Genomic DNA, 17,363 nt, shown 5'->3' with positions numbered 1-17,363 from the left:
TACCATTAATCTGACTATAATACAGAAAATGATTGGAGTGTTTTTTATGTCCTTGGTTTTTGCGCATCGTGGATCAGCGGGAACACATCCCGAAAATACAATGGAAGCATTTAAAGAGGGGGAGCGTGTCGGAGCTGATGGGATTGAACTTGATGTACAGCTCTCAAAAGATGGAGAAGTAGTGGTCATCCATGACGAAACTGTCGACAGAACCACGAATGGAAAAGGATTCATTAAGGATTTGACTTTAAAAGAAATCAGAAAACTGGATGCAGGCAATAAATATAAAAAGTTCCTTAAAAAGACGAGGATCCCGACCTTAAGGGAAGTTTTTGAATGGATGATGACCAATGAAATGATTTGCAATATCGAATTGAAAAACGGAGTCATCCCTTATCCCCGGCTTGAAGAAAAGGTAATTGAATTGATTAATGAATTCAGTTTTCAGAACAGGACAATCATCTCTTCATTCAACCATTACTCCATCGTCCATTGTTACAGACTTGATCCCGATATAGAAATTGCACCCTTATATTCAAATGGGCTCTTTATGCCTTGGGTTTATGCTCAATCCATTCACGCTGAATCCATACATCCGAATATTAAAGTGGCGCCTGATGCCCTCATCATCGACTCCATGAAAGCTGGAGTGGCTGTGCGGCCTTATACCATCAATAACGAAGCGGTGATGAAACGCCTTTTCACTATAAACTGCTCAGCTATAATAACGGACTTCCCTGAAAAGGCAATCAAGATCAGAGAGTCGATGTCCATTTAAGATTGGTGAAGATAAAAACCTATCCCTGAATATCACGGGGGTAGGTTTTTTGTTCAGCATCTGTATCTAAAGGGCTGCTAACATTTAATGGCTGTTAATCATAGGGATGCTTTTTTCTGGAAAATTCCTGCAGTCAACTCCTTGCCGGGTGGGAGATGTCCTTTGAAACACCCGATTCAGCAAGGGTGCTTATTGATTATCCTTAAAGCGATCCTGCACTTTATTTCTTTTTCTATCTCGGTGAAGTACAAATCCTGCTATGAAGCCCAATCCTCCCAGGAAAAAAAGAAGCCCTGCCATGAATTGCATCCATAAAGCGGGAAACGGCGGCTGCAGGATCCCGAACAGCATGTCTCTCATCAATTTGATGCCCCATGCAGCCAGTACCCCTGGAATCAGCATGATAATTAAAGCAATCAATCTCTGCATACATTTATTCTCCTCAAATCATTTTCATGAGCTATTATAACATAGTTGAAATTTGTCAGGATACGGAACTTGCGTTAAACTAAAAAAGTATGAAAGATATTGCAGTCTCAAAACCAAGAGGTGGAAAGAAATTGCAAAAGGTGTTGTTAGTTGGTGCTGGCAAAGGCGGAATAGCCGTTCTTAAAATTCTAACAGAGTCCTCAGTTTTGGAAGTAGCTGCGGTTTGTGATTTGTATGAGGATCGCCCCGGCATTGATTATGCCAAGGAGAATGGAATACCTTATGGACAGGACTGGAGAGACTTTCTGGGTGAGGGAATAGATATCATCATTGAAGTGACGGGGGACCAAAAGGTATTTGAGGAATTAAGGGATTCCCGTGGAAAGAATACAGTTGTAATCCCCGGAAGCGTAGCCTTCCTTGTGGCAAAGCTCCTTAAAGAAAAGGAACACTTGATTGATGAAATAAAGAATGAAAGCTTTAAACGGGACCTTATCCTGAATTCAACTGATGACGGGATGGTAGGGATCGATACGAGCGAAACAATCATCCTGTTCAACCGCAGCGCTGAAAAGATGATTGGGATTTCATCAGAAGAAGCGCTGGGAAAGAATATCTTTGAGGTTATTCCAAAAAGCGGGCTGCCCAGGGTTCTCGAATCGAAACGGAATGAAATAAACAAAGAATTGATTTTGGAAAATGGACTGAAAATCATTACCAACAGAATACCGATGATCACCGGGGAGCAGGAGGTCATTGGGGCTTTTTCAGTGTTCAAGGACATTACGGAAGTTGTCAACCTTGCAGAGGAGATAACAGATCTAAAAGAAATTCAGACAATGCTTCAGGCGATCATCCAATCAAGTGATGATGCCATATCGGTTGTGGACGAAGAGGGCAAAGGGATATTGATAAACCCTGCTTATACAAGGATAACCGGACTTACTGAAGAAGAAATCATCGGAAAGCCGGCCACTGCTGATATATCCGAAGGGGAAAGCATCCATTTGAAAGTGCTTCAAACCCGAAGGGCAATAAGGGGAAGCAAAATGAGGGTCGGCCCAAATAAGAAAGAAGTCATTGTCAATGTCGCTCCGATTATTGTTGATGGGAAGCTTAAAGGAAGTGTCGGTGTTATACATGATGTCTCGGAAATCCAGTCTCTGACCAGTGAACTGGATAGAGCGAGGCGGATTATCCGAACCTTGGAAGCCAAGTACACATTTGATGACATCATCGGTGTCTCAGAAGAAATGACCCTTGCTGTAGAACAGGCTAAGCTGGGGGCAAAGACACCTGCCACCGTTTTGCTGAGAGGTGAATCCGGTACAGGCAAAGAGTTGTTTGCCCATGCCATCCATAATGCAAGTGACAGGAAGTATAACAAGTTCATACGTGTCAACTGCGCAGCGATTTCTGAACATCTGCTGGAAAGTGAATTGTTCGGCTATGAAGAAGGAGCATTTTCCGGTGCGAAGCGCGGAGGGAAAAAGGGATTATTCGAAGAAGCGAACAATGGCAGTATTTTCCTTGACGAAATAGGTGAATTGAAAGCGAATACGCAAGCAAAGCTCCTGCGAGTCCTACAGGAGAATGAAATTGTCAGGGTTGGCGGTGTGAAATCCATCAGCATAAACGTCAGGGTGATTGCTGCGACGAATGTGAACCTGGAAAAGGCGATTGCCAGCGGGGCATTTCGTGAAGATCTTTATTACAGGCTTAACAGGATGCCGATTCAAATTCCTCCCTTACGGACCAGGAAGACGGATATTCCGTTGTTGTGCGAAGTACTTATCGAGAAGATCAATCAGGATTACGGCCGGAATGTTGAAGGGATCAAACCCTCTGCCATGGAAAGGCTGATGGAGTATCACTGGCCGGGAAATGTCAGGGAGCTTGAGAACATATTGGGACGGGCCATCATCTTCATGAAATACAATGAAGCGGTTATTGAACCAAAACATCTCCCATTCCTGGAAAAGATGCCGGCAAGTAATGAAACTGCTCGCCACAGCGGAGAGGCAGGCGACCAGGATCTGGCCGCTCTAGTGGAAGAGTATGAAAAGAATATTATTAGACAGGTTTTAGAGCATAATAAAGGAAATAAAACCGCTGCTGCAAAAGCCCTGAATGTATCTGTAAGAAATTTATACTACAAGCTGGGAAAATATAAGATTGAAACAGATGGCATGCAAAAGTTTGCAGACTAAGAAAAAAACTGCACATTTTTTCAGAGTGAAATAAAGCGTTTTCAAGGATTTTGAGTTGGCACGATTCTTGCGTGTGATGAAGTGGATAGAAAGTTTTGAGGAAAGGGGTTGAAACAACTTATGAAATTAAATCACTTGATAGAACAGGCAACCCAATTGAAGAATGCGACAGTTGCAGTAGCTGCGGCGGAAGACAGCGAAGTGCTCGAAGCAGTTTCTATGGCCGTTGAACGCAATATGGCAAAGTTTTTACTGTTTGGCGACAGTGAAAAAATTAATAAAATATTGGGTGGCATTTCTTCGGAGCTTTTAAACAACTCGGCAATATCGGTTTTGCATGCGGATAGCGTGAAAGAAGCTGCGGAGTCTGCTGTGAAAGCTGTCAGGAATAATGAGGCGACCACGCTGATGAAGGGGAATATTTCTACTTCAGTAATATTGAAAGCAGTGCTTAATAAAGAGTTTGGTCTCCGGACCGGAAGTGCCCTTTCCCATGTTGCGGTCTTTGAAATACCGGGCTATGACGGTTTGAAGATATTGACGGATGCCGGCATGAATATAGCACCTGACCTGGAACAGAAGGTGCAGATCATTAATAATGCAGTGGGCGTAGCAGGGGGGATCGGGATGGATAATCCGAAAGTGGCTCCCCTGGCAGCTGTAGAGGTTGTGAATCCTGCAATGCAGGCAACTGTTGATGCTGCAGTCCTGACCCAGATGAACAGAAGAGGGCAGATTAAAGGCTGTATTGTGGACGGACCGCTCGCGTTGGATAATGCTGTTTCGCTTGAGGCGGCTGAACATAAAGGGATTCAAAGTGAAGCAGCAGGGAAAGCAGATATCCTGCTTGTGCCCAATATAGAAACAGGCAATGCGTTATATAAATCGCTCATCTATTTTGCAGGGGCGAAAGTAGGGGCGGTCATTGCAGGTGCCAAGGCGCCGATCGTCCTGACTTCAAGAGCGGACAGTGCTGAAAGTAAGCTGTTTTCACTTGCATTGGCGATTTGTACAGCATCCAAATAAATTTAAATACATTAAATTGAACACTCAATCAGGGAGGAAATTAAAATGAAAATCTTCACTTATATGGAAAAATACGATTATGAGCAACTGCTTTTCTGCCAGGATGAAAATTCCGGTTTGAAAGCAATCATTGGAATTCATGATACTACTCTTGGACCTGCTCTTGGGGGAACACGCATGTGGACATACGATTCAGAAGAAGCAGCGATTGAAGATGCACTTCGCCTGGCAAAAGGGATGACTTACAAGAACGCCGCTGCGGGTCTTAACCTTGGCGGAGGGAAAACGGTGATCATCGGCGATCCCCGCAAAGATAAGAACGAAGAAATGTTCCGTGCATTCGGCCGTTTCATTCAAGGATTGAACGGTCGTTACATAACGGCAGAAGATGTGGGGACCACTGTTGCTGATATGGACCTTATCCATGAGGAAACGGATTATGTAACGGGTATCTCCCCTGCTTTCGGTTCATCAGGCAACCCTTCTCCCGTAACAGCTTACGGTGTATACCGCGGAATGAAAGCAGCTGCAAAGGAAGCCTTCGGAACAGATTCACTTGAAGGTAAAACGATAGCTGTACAAGGTGTGGGGAACGTAGCATTCACACTTTGCCGACATCTGCATGAAGAAGGCGCGAATCTAATTGTTACTGATATCAATAAAGATGCTGTGCAGCGTGCAGTTGATGAATTCGGGGCAAAAGCGGTCGATATTAATGAAATTTACAGCGTGGACTGTGATATTTATGCGCCATGTGCCCTTGGAGCTGTAATCAATGATGAAACAATCCCTCAAATTAAAGCAAAAGTTATAGCAGGTGCTGCTAATAACCAGCTTAAAGATACTGCACACGGAGATACCATCCATGAAATGGGCATTGTTTATGCTCCTGATTATGTCATCAACGCCGGTGGTGTTATTAACGTAGCTGATGAATTATATGGATATAATCGTGAACGCGCAATGAAGAAAGTGGAGCAGATCTATAATAACGTTGAACGTGTCATTGAAATTGCGAAGCGTGACAACATCCCGACATACCTTGCAGCTGACCGCATGGCTGAAGAAAGAATTGAAAGAAACCGTAAGTCACGCAGCCAGTTCCTGCAAAATGGAAAGCATATCCTGAGCTACCGCTAAGCTGCCGGCTGGAAACGCTTGGCTTCGGAGGAAGCGAAGCGTTTCTCGGTTTAAGGGAAGGCCAGCAAAAGATATTGAAATGGTTTGGATGAATTTTTGCAGAGAAACTCAATAATCTTTTTCAATGGCTCTTTTCGTGAATTTTGTTGCTATTCACTATAAATTTCAAATAATATCCTGCTAAATCGCCGTGAAAAACCCGGTGAGCAGGAAAGAAAAGAGCTGCTCGTTCATTTCGTGAGTAAAACCTCTATATATGCGAAAACAGCCTTTTCAGTAGCAAAGAACAAGGGATGCGGAGATCTAGAAAAAAGGGGACCACTAGTGAAAGGCAAATGCTTTTCAGAATTGGAGGTAACAACATTGGAAGAGAAAGAACATCGAATTCTGGTCATCAATCCTGGTTCTACATCTACAAAGATTGGTGTATTTGATAACGACCTCTCGATTTTCGAGAAATCACTGAGACATGATGCTGAAAAAATTAATGAATTTGACAGTATCATCGATCAATATCAGTTTAGAAAAGAAACTATCCTCGAAACACTTGATGAAGAGGGGATCAACATATCCAAGCTTAGTGCCGTCTGCGGACGCGGCGGACTGTTAAAGCCGATCGAAGGCGGGACTTATTCCGTAAACGAAGAAATGCTTAAGGACCTGCGCGAAGGCTATTCAGGGCAGCATGCCTCAAATCTCGGCGGAATCCTTGCATATGAAATTGCTTCGGGCCTTAATATCCCCTCCTATATCGTCGACCCGGTTGTAGTGGACGAGCTTGCCCCTATTGCAAGAATTTCAGGGGTCTCCCTTATAGAAAGGAAAAGCATCTTTCATGCGCTGAACCAGAAAGCGGTTGCGAGAAGGGTAGCCAAAGACCTTGATAAGAAATATGAAGACCTGAACCTTATCATTACGCATATGGGCGGGGGGATTACGGTCGGAGTCCATAAGAATGGGAAAGTCATTGATGTAAACAACGGCTTGCATGGAGATGGGCCTTTCAGCCCTGAACGAGCAGGGACAGTACCAGCTGGTGACCTTGTAGATATGTGTTTCTCAGGCAATTACTATCGTGATGAAATCATGAAAAAGCTGGTTGGACAAGGTGGCCTTGTCGGCTATCTTGGAACGAACGACGCAGTGAAGGTAGAGAAGATGATAGAAAATGGCGATGAGAAAGCAAAGCTTGTTTATGATGCGATGGCTTATCAAATCGCTAAGGAAATCGGGTCCGCGAGTGCCGCGCTTGAAGGCAAGGTCGATGCGATTGTCCTTACCGGCGGTTTAGCATACGGAAAAGGGTTTGTTAAACAAATCAGCGAAAGAGTGAACTGGATTGCCGATGTAATCATTCACGCAGGGGAAAATGAGCTTCAAGCACTGGCAGAAGGTGCACTTCGTGTTTTGAGAGGCGAAGAACAGGAAAAAGATTATCCAGGAAATGTAAAAACAAAAGCAACCGTTTAATATACAGAAGGAGGAATACCATTGGCTCAAGAATATGATTTGGTCATCCTGGGCGGCGGTACCGGCGGCTATGTTGCTGCAATACGTGCTTCTCAAATGGGACTGAAAACAGCTATTGTCGAAAAAGGAAAATTGGGCGGTACATGTCTTCATAGGGGCTGTATACCAAGTAAGGCGCTCCTCCGCAGTGCAGAAGTATATGCCACTGCAAAAGAGGCTGACACCTTTGGGGTAATGATCAATGATGTTAAGCTGGACTTTACCCGCGTCCAGGAAAGAAAAGAAAAGATCGTTGAAGGCCTTCATAAAGGGGTTCAACATTTGATGAAGCAAGGGAAGATTGATGTATACGAAGGAACAGGAAGAATCCTTGGGCCGTCAATATTCTCCCCTATGCCTGGTACAATATCTGTTGAAATGAATAATGGCGAAGAAAACGAAATGCTTATACCGAAAAATGTAATTGTGGCTACCGGGTCCCGTCCAAGGACACTGCCTGGATTGGATATTGACGGGGAACTTGTCCTATCTTCAGATGAAGCATTGGAACTGGAAAACCTTCCAAAGTCCATCATCATTGTCGGAGGTGGCGTGATCGGAATCGAATGGGCTTCCATGCTTTCCGATTTTGGTGTTGAAGTTACTGTAATTGAATATGCAGACAGAATCGTGCCTACAGAAGATCATGAAATCTCCAAGGAAATGCAGCGTTTGATGAAGAAAAAAGGCGTCAAGATTGTAACTGGAGCTAAAGTTCTTCCGGAAACAATCGAAAAAGAAGGCGGGGTAACAATCAAAGCTGAAGTCAAAGGCGGAGAGAAAGAATTCGCGGCGGATCAACTGCTTGTATCTGTTGGGCGGCAAGCCAATACAGAAGGCATCGGTCTTGAAAACACCGATATTGTTGTGGAGAAAGGTTTCATCAAGGTCAACAAGCATATGCAGACAAAAGAGTCTCATATCTATGCAATCGGTGACGTGATCGGAGGCCTTCAATTGGCGCATGTTGCTTCTCATGAAGGGATTTTTGCTGTGGAGCACATGGCGAATGAAAATCCTGAACCAATAGACTACAGCCTGGTATCAAAATGTATTTACAGCAATCCTGAAATTGCGAGTGTAGGGTTGACTGAAAATGAGGCTAAGGAACAGGGCCATAATCTGAAAGTCGGCAAGTTCTCTTTCCGGGCTATCGGAAAAGCGCTTGTATATGGTGAGTCCGATGGGTTTGTCAAAATTGTTGCAGATAAAGACACCAATGATATTCTCGGCGTCCATATGATCGGGCCGCACGTTACGGATATGATTTCCGAAGCGGGACTTGCACGTGTATTGGATGCGACTCCTTGGGAAGTTGCGCATACTATCCACCCTCACCCATCGTTAAGTGAAGCAATCGGTGAAGCTGCGCTGGCTGTCGACGGAAAAGCAATCCATTCATAGGATTGGCAGTTTGGTTATTTCACACGTTCATATGGAATGTGAAGCACTTATTTTTGAATAGGGGAGCCTATGAAGGTTCTCCCCCTAAATGATTGGGAGGTAAAAATAAATGGCTGAAAATCGTCATGAAGCTCTTGGTTTATCCAATGAGAATGTATTAGAAATGTATGAAACTATGTTGATGGCTCGTCGTATCGATGAACGCATGTGGTTGTTGAACCGTTCAGGTAAAATTCCTTTCGTTATTTCCTGTCAGGGGCAGGAGGCTGCCCAGATCGGTGCAGCATTCGCTTTGGATACGGAAAAAGATTATGCACTGCCTTATTACCGTGACATGGGGGTCGTCCTCAGGTTCGGTATGACCGCTAAGGAACTGATGCTTTCAGGTTTTGCCAAAGCGGAAGATCCAAACTCTGGCGGACGCCAAATGCCGGGACATTTCGGACAAAAGAAAAATAACATTGTTACGGGTTCATCCCCGGTAACAACTCAAGTACCGCATGCTGTTGGAATTGCACTTGCCGGAAAAATGGAAAAGAAGGACCTGGTGACATTTGTTACATTCGGTGAAGGTTCATCCAACCAGGGAGACTTCCATGAAGGCGCCAACTTTGCGGGAGTACATAAACTTCCGGTCATCTTCATGTGTGAAAATAACAAATATGCGATTTCTGTACCTATTGAGAAACAACTGGCTTGCGAGAAAGTTTCGGACCGTGCGATCGGTTACGGCATGCCTGGTGTGACAGTGGACGGAAATGATCCATTGGAAGTATACAAAGCTGTAAAAGAAGCGGCAGACCGCGGCCGCAGAGGCGAAGGGCCAACTTTGGTGGAAACGGTTTCTTACCGATTGACGCCACACTCCTCTGATGACGATGACCGCAGTTACCGCTCACCTGATGAAGTGGCACAAGCGAAAACAAAAGATCCGATCATCACTTTCGGTGCTTATTTGAAGGAAACAGGTGTAATGGATGATGAATTGGAAAAAGAAATCAATGACCGCGTAATGAAAATCGTCAATGAAGCAACTGACTATGCAGAGAATGCTCCATATTCAGAGCCGGAAAGTGCGCTTAAATACGTCTACGCAGAAGAGAAGTAAGGGGGAATAATTCATGGCAGTAATTTCTTATATTGATGCAGTAACAAAGGCCATCCGTGAAGAAATGGAAAGAGACGAAAAAGTATTTGTGCTTGGTGAAGATGTCGGTAAAAAAGGTGGAGTTTTTGGTGCCACCCGGGGTCTTTATGATCAATTCGGCGAAGACCGTGTTTTGGATACTCCTCTTGCTGAATCTGCGATTGCAGGTGTAGGAATTGGAGCAGCGATGTATGGTATGCGTCCGATTGCTGAAATGCAGTTCGCGGATTTCATCATGCCTGCAGTAAACCAAATCATCTCGGAAGCAGCCCGTATCCGTTACCGTTCCAACAACGACTGGAATTGCCCGATGGTGATCCGTGCCCCTTATGGCGGCGGTGTCCATGGAGCACTTTACCACTCTCAATCAATAGAAGCGGTATTTGCTAACCAGCCTGGTTTAAAAATCGTCATGCCTTCAACTCCTTATGACGTTAAAGGATTATTGAAAGCGGCTATCCGTGATGATGACCCGGTTATGTTCTTAGAGCACAAGCGTGCATACCGCTTGATCAAAGGCGAAGTTCCAGATGAAGATTATGTTCTTCCAATCGGTAAAGCGGATGTGAAACGTAAAGGAGAAGACTTAACAGTCATCACATACGGACTTTGCGTGCATTTTGCCCAGCAGGCGGCGGAAAGACTTGCAGAAGACGGGATTGAGGCAGAAATCCTTGATCTGAGAACGATTTATCCACTGGACAAAGAAGCAATCATTGAAGCGGCTTCCAAAACGGGTAAGGTCCTTCTGTTAACAGAAGACAATAAAGAAGGAAGCATAATGGGAGAAGTAGCGGCAATCATCTCTGAAAACTGCTTGTTTGACCTTGATGCACCAATCATGCGCCTTGCTGGTCCTGATGTTCCTGCAATGCCTTACTCACCAACTATGGAAAAATACTTCATGGTGAACCCTGATAAAGTTGAAAAAGCAATGCGTGAATTGGCTGAATTTTAATATCAGTTTACTAAAAAAAATGCAATAAGGAGGGCTCCTCTTTGGGTATTGAAAAAATGAAAATGCCTCAGCTTGGGGAAAGTGTAACAGAAGGTACCATCAGCAAATGGCTTGTGAGTCCCGGAGACCATGTAAACAAATATGATCCGATTGCTGAAGTGAATACAGATAAAGTAAATGCGGAAGTCCCATCATCTTTTACTGGGACAATCAAGGAATTGATTGCTGAAGAAGGCGATACATTAGAAGTCGGTGAGTTCATCTGTTCAATCGAAGTTGAAGGCGGCGGGTCAGCGGAAGAAGCTCCTGCGCAGAAAGACCCTGTCAGTGATGAATCCCCATCCCCATCATCAGAAGATAAACAAGATATGAAGAAGCCGGCGAAAAAAGCGGAAAAAGGAAAAGTACGATATTCTCCTGCAGTTCTCCGTTTATCACAGGAACATGATATAGATCTTGATCAAGTTGAAGGTACAGGCAGGGAAGGAAGAATCACCCGCAAAGATCTGCAGAAGCTGATCGACTCCGGGAACATTCCAAAAGCAGGTGATGCAAAACCAGCAGCTCCTGCGAAGGAAGAACCTAAGCAGGCTCCAGTCCAGGAAGCGCCGGCTGCAGCAGCACCTTCTAAACCGGCTGCACCTGCGCCGAATGTTCCGGTCATGCCAGGCGATGTAGAGATCCCTGTAACCGGGATAAGAAAAGCGATTGCTTCCAACATGCTTCGCAGTAAGCACGAAGCTCCACATGCGTGGACAATGATGGAGATAGATGCAACGAACCTTGTGAATTACAGAAATACAATCAAAGGAGAATTCAAACAGCGTGAAGGCTACAACCTTACATTCTTTGCTTTCTTTGTAAAGGCAGTGGCGCAGGCTCTTAAAGAATTCCCAATGATCAATAGCATGTGGGCAGGCGACAAGATCATCCAGAAGAAAGACATCAATATCTCCATTGCTGTCGCGACTGATGATGCGCTGTTCGTTCCGGTCATCAAAAATGCCGATGAAAAAACAATCAAAGGCATTGCCCGTGAAATCACGGAACTTGCCGGCAAGGTGCGCAGCGGCAAACTGAAATCTGAAGATATGCAAGGCGGAACGTTCACAGTGAACAATACCGGCTCATTTGGTTCTGTACAGTCCATGGGTATCATCAACTACCCTCAGGCAGCAATCCTACAGGTAGAATCAATTGTGAAGCGTCCAGTAGTCATGGATAATGGCATGATTGCCGTCCGTGATATGGTGAACCTGTGTATGTCACTCGACCACCGTGTACTTGACGGATTAGTATGCGGACGCTTCTTGCAGCGTGTCAAAGAAATCATCGAAAACATCTCAAAAGAAAATACTTCTATCTATTAATAGAAGAGGTCAAACCGGTTTGCAGAATGCAAACCGGTTTTTTGTGATTCGACACTTTAGTACTTTAGCGTAACAGGGGACTGTCCCTCAGCGCTTTAAAGGGGTGAAGTGTTACTTTTGAAGTTTTTTCTGCTTTCATTGAAGTCGAGTGCATTTTTTTATATACTGAAATAGCATTAGTATAAAGATTTTGAATAGTCTACAGGTTCTTATGAAACCGATTACAAAAAATCGGGAGGGGGAAGCGTTAAGCGAATTTATGAGTATGAAAGAAATGAGAAATGCTTCATTTGATTTCGTGAGTCTTGATGACTGGAAAGCAAAGGCTGAGGAATCATTAAAGGGGAAACCAATAGAGAAATTATATAAGAAAACATATGAAGGCATCACTTTAAAGCCCTTATACACTAAAGAGGATGTAGAAACCGGACGGGCAGCAAGCCGCGATGCTTCAAAAAGGGAGTGGAAGATTGCCCAGAGAATCACTGCAGAAGAACCCGGGAATCTGCCAGAACTGCTGGAAACCGCTTTATCAAGGGGACAGGATACAGTTTCTTTTGCCGATCCTAAAGGAAAAATAGATCCGGAAATTTTACAAAAGATATTCAGACTTGCTGAAACAGAAGCGAAGCCTTTGTTTCACTGCACGTCCACCTCATCGCGGGGATTTGATTTATTGAAAAAAGACTTTCCGGAAGTAAAAGGTACTTTCGCGGCGGATCCCATCCCTTCATTGCTGAATGAAGAAACCTCAAGAAAACTTGAATCCTGGATTGATACTATTACATATGTAAAGGACAATGCTTCAGGTATTCGGACCCTGATGGTCGATGCCTCTGCAGTGAACGAAGCTGGTGCAAATGCCATTCAGGAATTGGCGTACGCTGTTTCAGCCGGCATTACATTGATTGAATTCCTTAAAAGCAAAGAATGGACAGAAGAAGAAACCGCCTCCAAGCTGGTTTTTAATTTCTCCGTAGGAAGCAGCTTCTTTATGGAGATTAGTAAATTACGTGCTTTCAGGATCCTTTGGAAAAATGTGATGGAGGAATACGGGATCAGCGGCTCCAAAACGATTATTTCAGCTGAAACTTCAGAATTTACTAAGTCTTTGCTTGACCCATATGTAAATATGCTCAGATCAGGCAATGAGGCGTTTGCTGCTGTCCTTGGCGGTGCAGATTATCTTCATGTATCACCTTTTGATCAGGTATCAGCCAAAAGCTCGGCTTTTTCTGAGCGTATCGCCCGCAACACCCAATTGATTCTCAGCCAGGAATCACACCTAAATAAAGTGAGTGATCCAGCGGGAGGGTCCTACTATATAGAGTCTTTGACAAACAACTTAGCAGAAAAGGCATGGAAAAAAGTCCAGGATATCGACCGAACAGGCGGATTGATACAAGCGCTGCAGACCGGGATATTCCAGGATGAAATCCAACAGGTTCTCCAAAAGAGAGAGTACGATACTGCTGTTAGAAAACAAAATATCATTGGGACAAATGTGTATGCCAACCTTGAAGAGGAGCTGCTGGAAGGGGCGGGTCCAATTCATGAGGAATCAATGCCGGGGTTACCGGCCAAGCGAGTTTCGGAAAGCTTTGAAATCCTGCGCACAAGGGCAGCCAAGCTTAAAGCAGAACCGCAGGCGGGCTTGATCTTGCTGGGGAATATCAAAAATCACAAAGCAAGGGCTGATTTTGTAACAGGTTTCCTGGCAGCAGGCGGCATCGGGGTACTCCCCAGCCCTGAGTGCATGACCACTGAAGACGCAGCCCGTTTCGTTAAGGAATCCAACGCTGATTACTTTATAATCTGCGGGCAGGATGCCGATTACGTATCAATGGCTGGAGAAATTTTATCCTTAATAAAAGATAAAAAGATAATTGTAGATTTAGCTGGAAAATTAAATGACGGCGAAATGGGTAAGTTAAAGAGTTCCGGTCTGGACGGCAATTTATATTATGGCCAGAACATGATCGAAAAACTGGATGGGATTTTAAGCAGATGGGAGGCTGATCGATATGGGAAGTAAGCCGGATTTTCAAAATATACATTTAAAGGTCGAAGGCTCATCAACGGGTCATTCTGCAGAATCATCTCATTTTCAAACGAATGAAAAAATTCCCGTGAAATCTTTTTACAATGAGGCAGATACAAAGGACATACTACATGGAGGGGACCTCCCCGGTATTGCTCCTTATACCAGAGGGCCTTACCCGACAATGTATGTGAACAGGCCATGGACTGTCCGGCAGTATGCCGGTTTCTCAACTGCCGAGGAAAGCAACGCCTTTTACCGCAGGAACCTTGCCATGGGACAAAAGGGATTATCCGTCGCATTCGACCTGGCCACACACAGGGGCTACGATTCTGATCATCCAAGAGTAGTCGGAGATGTGGGAAAAGCCGGCGTTGCCATTGATTCCATATTGGATATGAAAGTACTCTTTGATGGAATCCCGCTTGACCAAATGTCGGTATCGATGACGATGAATGGCGCTGTATTGCCGATACTCGCTTTCTATATCGTAACAGCAGAAGAGCAGGGAGTCCCTTCTGAAGAATTATCAGGGACGATACAGAATGATATCTTAAAAGAATATATGGTCCGCAATACCTATATTTATCCGCCTGAAATGTCGATGAAGATCATTGCAGACATTTTCGAATATACCTCCAGGAAAATGCCTAAATTCAACAGCATAAGCATATCAGGCTATCATATGCAGGAAGCTGGCGCGCCGGCTGACATTGAATTGGCCTATACATTGTCGGATGGACTTGAATATGTGAGGACTGGTTTGAAAGCAGGCATTCCAATAGACAAGTTCGCTCCAAGGTTATCCTTCTTCTGGGGCATCGGCATGAACTATTTCATGGAAGTGGCCAAAATGCGGGCGGCCAGACGGATATGGGCAAGCATGATGAAAACTTTCGAACCGGAAAATTCCAAGTCGATGGCGCTCAGGACACACTCACAGACGTCCGGCTGGAGTTTAACCGAGCAGGATCCATATAACAATGTCATAAGGACCCTGATTGAAGCTCACGCTGCGGCCATGGGCCACACACAGTCGCTGCATACAAACGCCCTTGATGAAGCAATCGCCCTGCCGACAGACTTTTCGGCAAGGATTGCAAGGAACACGCAGCTCTACTTGCAGGAAGAGACGGGAATAACCGATGTCATCGATCCCTGGGCAGGTTCTTACTATGTAGAAAGCTTGACCCAGCAGTTGATGGACCGTGCCTGGAATCATATTGAAGAGATTGAAGAGCTTGGCGGAATGACGAAAGCGATTGAAACCGGGCTTCCAAAAATGAGGATTGAAGAAGCAGCAGCTGAAAGGCAGGCAAAGATCGATTCAGGAAAAGAAGTCATCATAGGCGTGAACAAATACCGCCTTGATAAAGAAGATGAACTCGATGTCCTTGACATTGATAATACAGAAGTCCGCCGTAAACAGATCGAACGGTTGGAACGGTTACGGGCAGAGCGTGATGATGAAAAAGTCAGGAGCGCATTGGAGTCATTGGCCAATGCTGCGGGTACAGGGGAAGGCAACCTTCTCGAACTCGCTGTGTCGGCCGCCAGAGAGCGTGCCTCCCTTGGTGAGATTTCCGATGCCATTGAAAAGGCTTCAGGCCGTCATAAGGCGGTTATCCGATCAATCAGCGGCGTCTATAGCTCCAATTTCTCAAATGAGGAAGAAATCACCAGAGTGAAAACAATGGCCGGGGAATTCAGTGAAAATGAAGGACGCCGTCCAAGAATCATGATTGCCAAGATGGGACAGGATGGCCATGACCGCGGTGCAAAAGTCATTGCCACTGCATTTGCCGACCTTGGATTTGACGTGGATATCGGGCCTTTATTCCAGACCCCGGAAGAAACAGCCCTTCAGGCAGTGGAAAATGATGTCCATGTCATTGGGGTAAGTTCTCTGGCGGCAGGACACAAAACCCTGCTTCCGGCCTTGGTTAAGGAACTCGAAAAGTTGGGAAGAGAAGATATCATCATTGTAATCGGCGGAGTCATCCCGCCGAAAGACTACGAATTCCTATTGAATAATGGAGCAGCTGCAATCTTCGGACCTGGAACGGTCATACCTGTGGCGGCACAAAAAGTAATCGAAGAAATCTACCGCAGACTCGGGTACGAGGAAGTGACTGAGTAGATGGCAGACGCCTTTAATCAGGAAAAACCGGCACGGAAGTTCAGGAAAAAGTCAAAGGTTCTTCAACCCATTGATGACCTTATTGAGGGAGTAAGGGCTGGAAACAGGCGTGATCTGGCGAGGGCCATCACTTTGATCGAAAGTAATTCACCGGAACATTTCAACCACGGGCAGGAGCTGTTGAAAAAATTGGCCCCCCACACCGGGAACAGCATCAGGATCGGCATCACGGGTGTTCCTGGGGCGGGAAAAAGCACCTTTATCGAAACTTTCGGAGAATCGCTCTGTGAACAAGGGCATACCGTAGCCGTATTGGCAGTGGACCCGAGTTCGACAGTAACTGGCGGAAGCATTCTGGGGGATAAAACCAGGATGGAAAATCTCTCCCGCAACCCCGGCGCATTTGTCAGGCCGTCTCCTTCCGGAGGTGTCCTTGGCGGTGTGCACCGGAAAACAAGGGAAACGATGCTATTGTGTGAAGCGGCCGGCTATGACATCATTTTGGTGGAAACGGTTGGTGTCGGGCAGAGTGAAGTCATTGTCAGAGGAATGGTCGACTTCTTCATGCTCCTGGTGATTACGGGAGCAGGCGATGAACTTCAGGGTATGAAAAAAGGAATTATGGAGCTGGCAGATCTGATTGTTGTCAATAAAGCAGATGGCGATAATTTTCATGCTGCCCAGAAAACACGGAGGGAATACAAAGGAATCCTTCATTTTCTGCAGCCTGCAACAAAAGGCTGGGAAACCCAGGCGCTAACTTGCTCAGCTCTCCGGAGCACTGGCATCGAAGAGATTTGGAATACAATTTCTTTGTTCGAAAAGATCACGAAGGATTCCGGTGTGTTTGATGAACGAAGAAGGTCACAAACAAAAGAGTGGCTTCACTCCATGATTTCTGATCGTGTCCTCAATCATTTTTTTCAGGATCCTGTCATTAAAAGCAGTTTTCCGGATATTGAATCATCTGTGATTGCCGGGAGCCAGACAGCTTCGCAGGCGGTTGAAAAATTAATGAACCTATATAAAAAATAGCTCTCTGCAGTTTATTCAAAGCCCTTCAGCGGTTTTGGGTAGACTGCTTTATTTTGCATTTTTCAGGTTGTTTTCGCAATCTTTTTCTCTGTTTGAACTATCTTCATACAACATCCTGGAAATTATTTACACTTTACCGAAGGAATCGATAAATGTAAAAGCAGTCTTTTATATCA

The 17,363-nt window shown here is 45.0% G+C and carries 13 protein-coding genes; 12 read left to right on the top strand and 1 reads right to left on the bottom strand.

The window, feature by feature from the left end:
• The first annotated feature begins 46 nt into the window (after window positions 1–46).
• The gene (locus D3H55_RS11160) at window positions 47–778 is read left to right on the top strand and encodes a glycerophosphodiester phosphodiesterase (RefSeq protein ID WP_119546986.1); all 732 of its coding nucleotides are present in this window, start codon (window positions 47–49) and stop codon (window positions 776–778) included.
• A 189-nt stretch (window positions 779–967) separates the two neighbouring features.
• Here D3H55_RS11160 and D3H55_RS11155 read toward each other — a convergent pair whose 3' ends face one another.
• A complete protein-coding gene (locus D3H55_RS11155) occupies window positions 968–1,207 on the bottom strand; it encodes a DUF2627 domain-containing protein (RefSeq protein WP_119546985.1) in 240 nt (79 codons plus the stop codon).
• 89 nt (window positions 1,208–1,296) lie between these two features.
• Between D3H55_RS11155 and D3H55_RS11150 the strand changes: the two genes are divergently transcribed.
• From D3H55_RS11150 to meaB, 11 genes are all read left to right on the top strand, one after another.
• Window positions 1,297–3,417, top strand: coding sequence for a sigma 54-interacting transcriptional regulator (locus tag D3H55_RS11150; protein ID WP_240628552.1), 2,121 nt, complete (start codon window positions 1,297–1,299; stop codon window positions 3,415–3,417).
• Between the two features lie 120 nt (window positions 3,418–3,537).
• The gene (gene yqiS / locus D3H55_RS11145) at window positions 3,538–4,443 is read left to right on the top strand and encodes a phosphate butyryltransferase (protein ID WP_119546983.1); all 906 of its coding nucleotides are present in this window, start codon (window positions 3,538–3,540) and stop codon (window positions 4,441–4,443) included.
• Window positions 4,444–4,488: 45 nt separating this feature from the next.
• Window positions 4,489–5,583 (top strand): branched-chain amino acid dehydrogenase, encoded by a 1,095-nt coding sequence (gene bcd, locus D3H55_RS11140; RefSeq protein ID WP_119546982.1) that lies wholly within the window; start codon window positions 4,489–4,491, stop codon window positions 5,581–5,583.
• Window positions 5,584–5,946: 363 nt separating this feature from the next.
• Window positions 5,947–7,053, top strand: coding sequence for a butyrate kinase (gene buk / locus D3H55_RS11135; RefSeq protein WP_119547017.1), 1,107 nt, complete (start codon window positions 5,947–5,949; stop codon window positions 7,051–7,053).
• A 21-nt stretch (window positions 7,054–7,074) separates the two neighbouring features.
• Window positions 7,075–8,496, top strand: a complete 1,422-nt coding sequence (gene lpdA, locus D3H55_RS11130) for a dihydrolipoyl dehydrogenase (protein ID WP_119546981.1) — start codon at window positions 7,075–7,077, stop codon at window positions 8,494–8,496.
• A gap of 109 nt (window positions 8,497–8,605) precedes the next feature.
• Window positions 8,606–9,604 (top strand): thiamine pyrophosphate-dependent dehydrogenase E1 component subunit alpha, encoded by a 999-nt coding sequence (locus D3H55_RS11125; protein ID WP_119546980.1) that lies wholly within the window; start codon window positions 8,606–8,608, stop codon window positions 9,602–9,604.
• A gap of 13 nt (window positions 9,605–9,617) precedes the next feature.
• Window positions 9,618–10,601, top strand: coding sequence for an alpha-ketoacid dehydrogenase subunit beta (locus D3H55_RS11120; protein WP_119546979.1), 984 nt, complete (start codon window positions 9,618–9,620; stop codon window positions 10,599–10,601).
• Window positions 10,602–10,642: 41 nt separating this feature from the next.
• Complete coding sequence (locus D3H55_RS11115) at window positions 10,643–11,971, top strand: dihydrolipoamide acetyltransferase family protein (RefSeq protein WP_119546978.1); 1,329 nt, start codon at window positions 10,643–10,645, stop codon at window positions 11,969–11,971.
• 265 nt (window positions 11,972–12,236) lie between these two features.
• The gene (locus D3H55_RS11110; protein ID WP_168413048.1) at window positions 12,237–14,006 is read left to right on the top strand and encodes a methylmalonyl-CoA mutase subunit beta; all 1,770 of its coding nucleotides are present in this window, start codon (window positions 12,237–12,239) and stop codon (window positions 14,004–14,006) included.
• Complete coding sequence (gene scpA, locus D3H55_RS11105) at window positions 13,996–16,152, top strand: methylmalonyl-CoA mutase (protein ID WP_119546976.1); 2,157 nt, start codon at window positions 13,996–13,998, stop codon at window positions 16,150–16,152. Before D3H55_RS11110 ends, scpA begins: the two co-directional genes overlap by 11 nt.
• Window positions 16,153–17,187: a methylmalonyl Co-A mutase-associated GTPase MeaB gene (meaB, locus tag D3H55_RS11100; RefSeq protein WP_119546975.1), complete on the top strand. Its 1,035-nt coding sequence runs from the start codon at window positions 16,153–16,155 to the stop codon at window positions 17,185–17,187.
• Window positions 17,188–17,363 lie beyond the last annotated feature (176 nt).

Source organism: Bacillus salacetis, assembly GCF_003581585.1.
In the GTDB taxonomy this organism is placed as follows: domain Bacteria; phylum Bacillota; class Bacilli; order Bacillales; family Bacillaceae_B; genus Rossellomorea; species Rossellomorea salacetis.
Note: the sequence above shows the minus strand (reverse complement) of the source record. Positions and strands in the feature narration are given on the sequence as shown.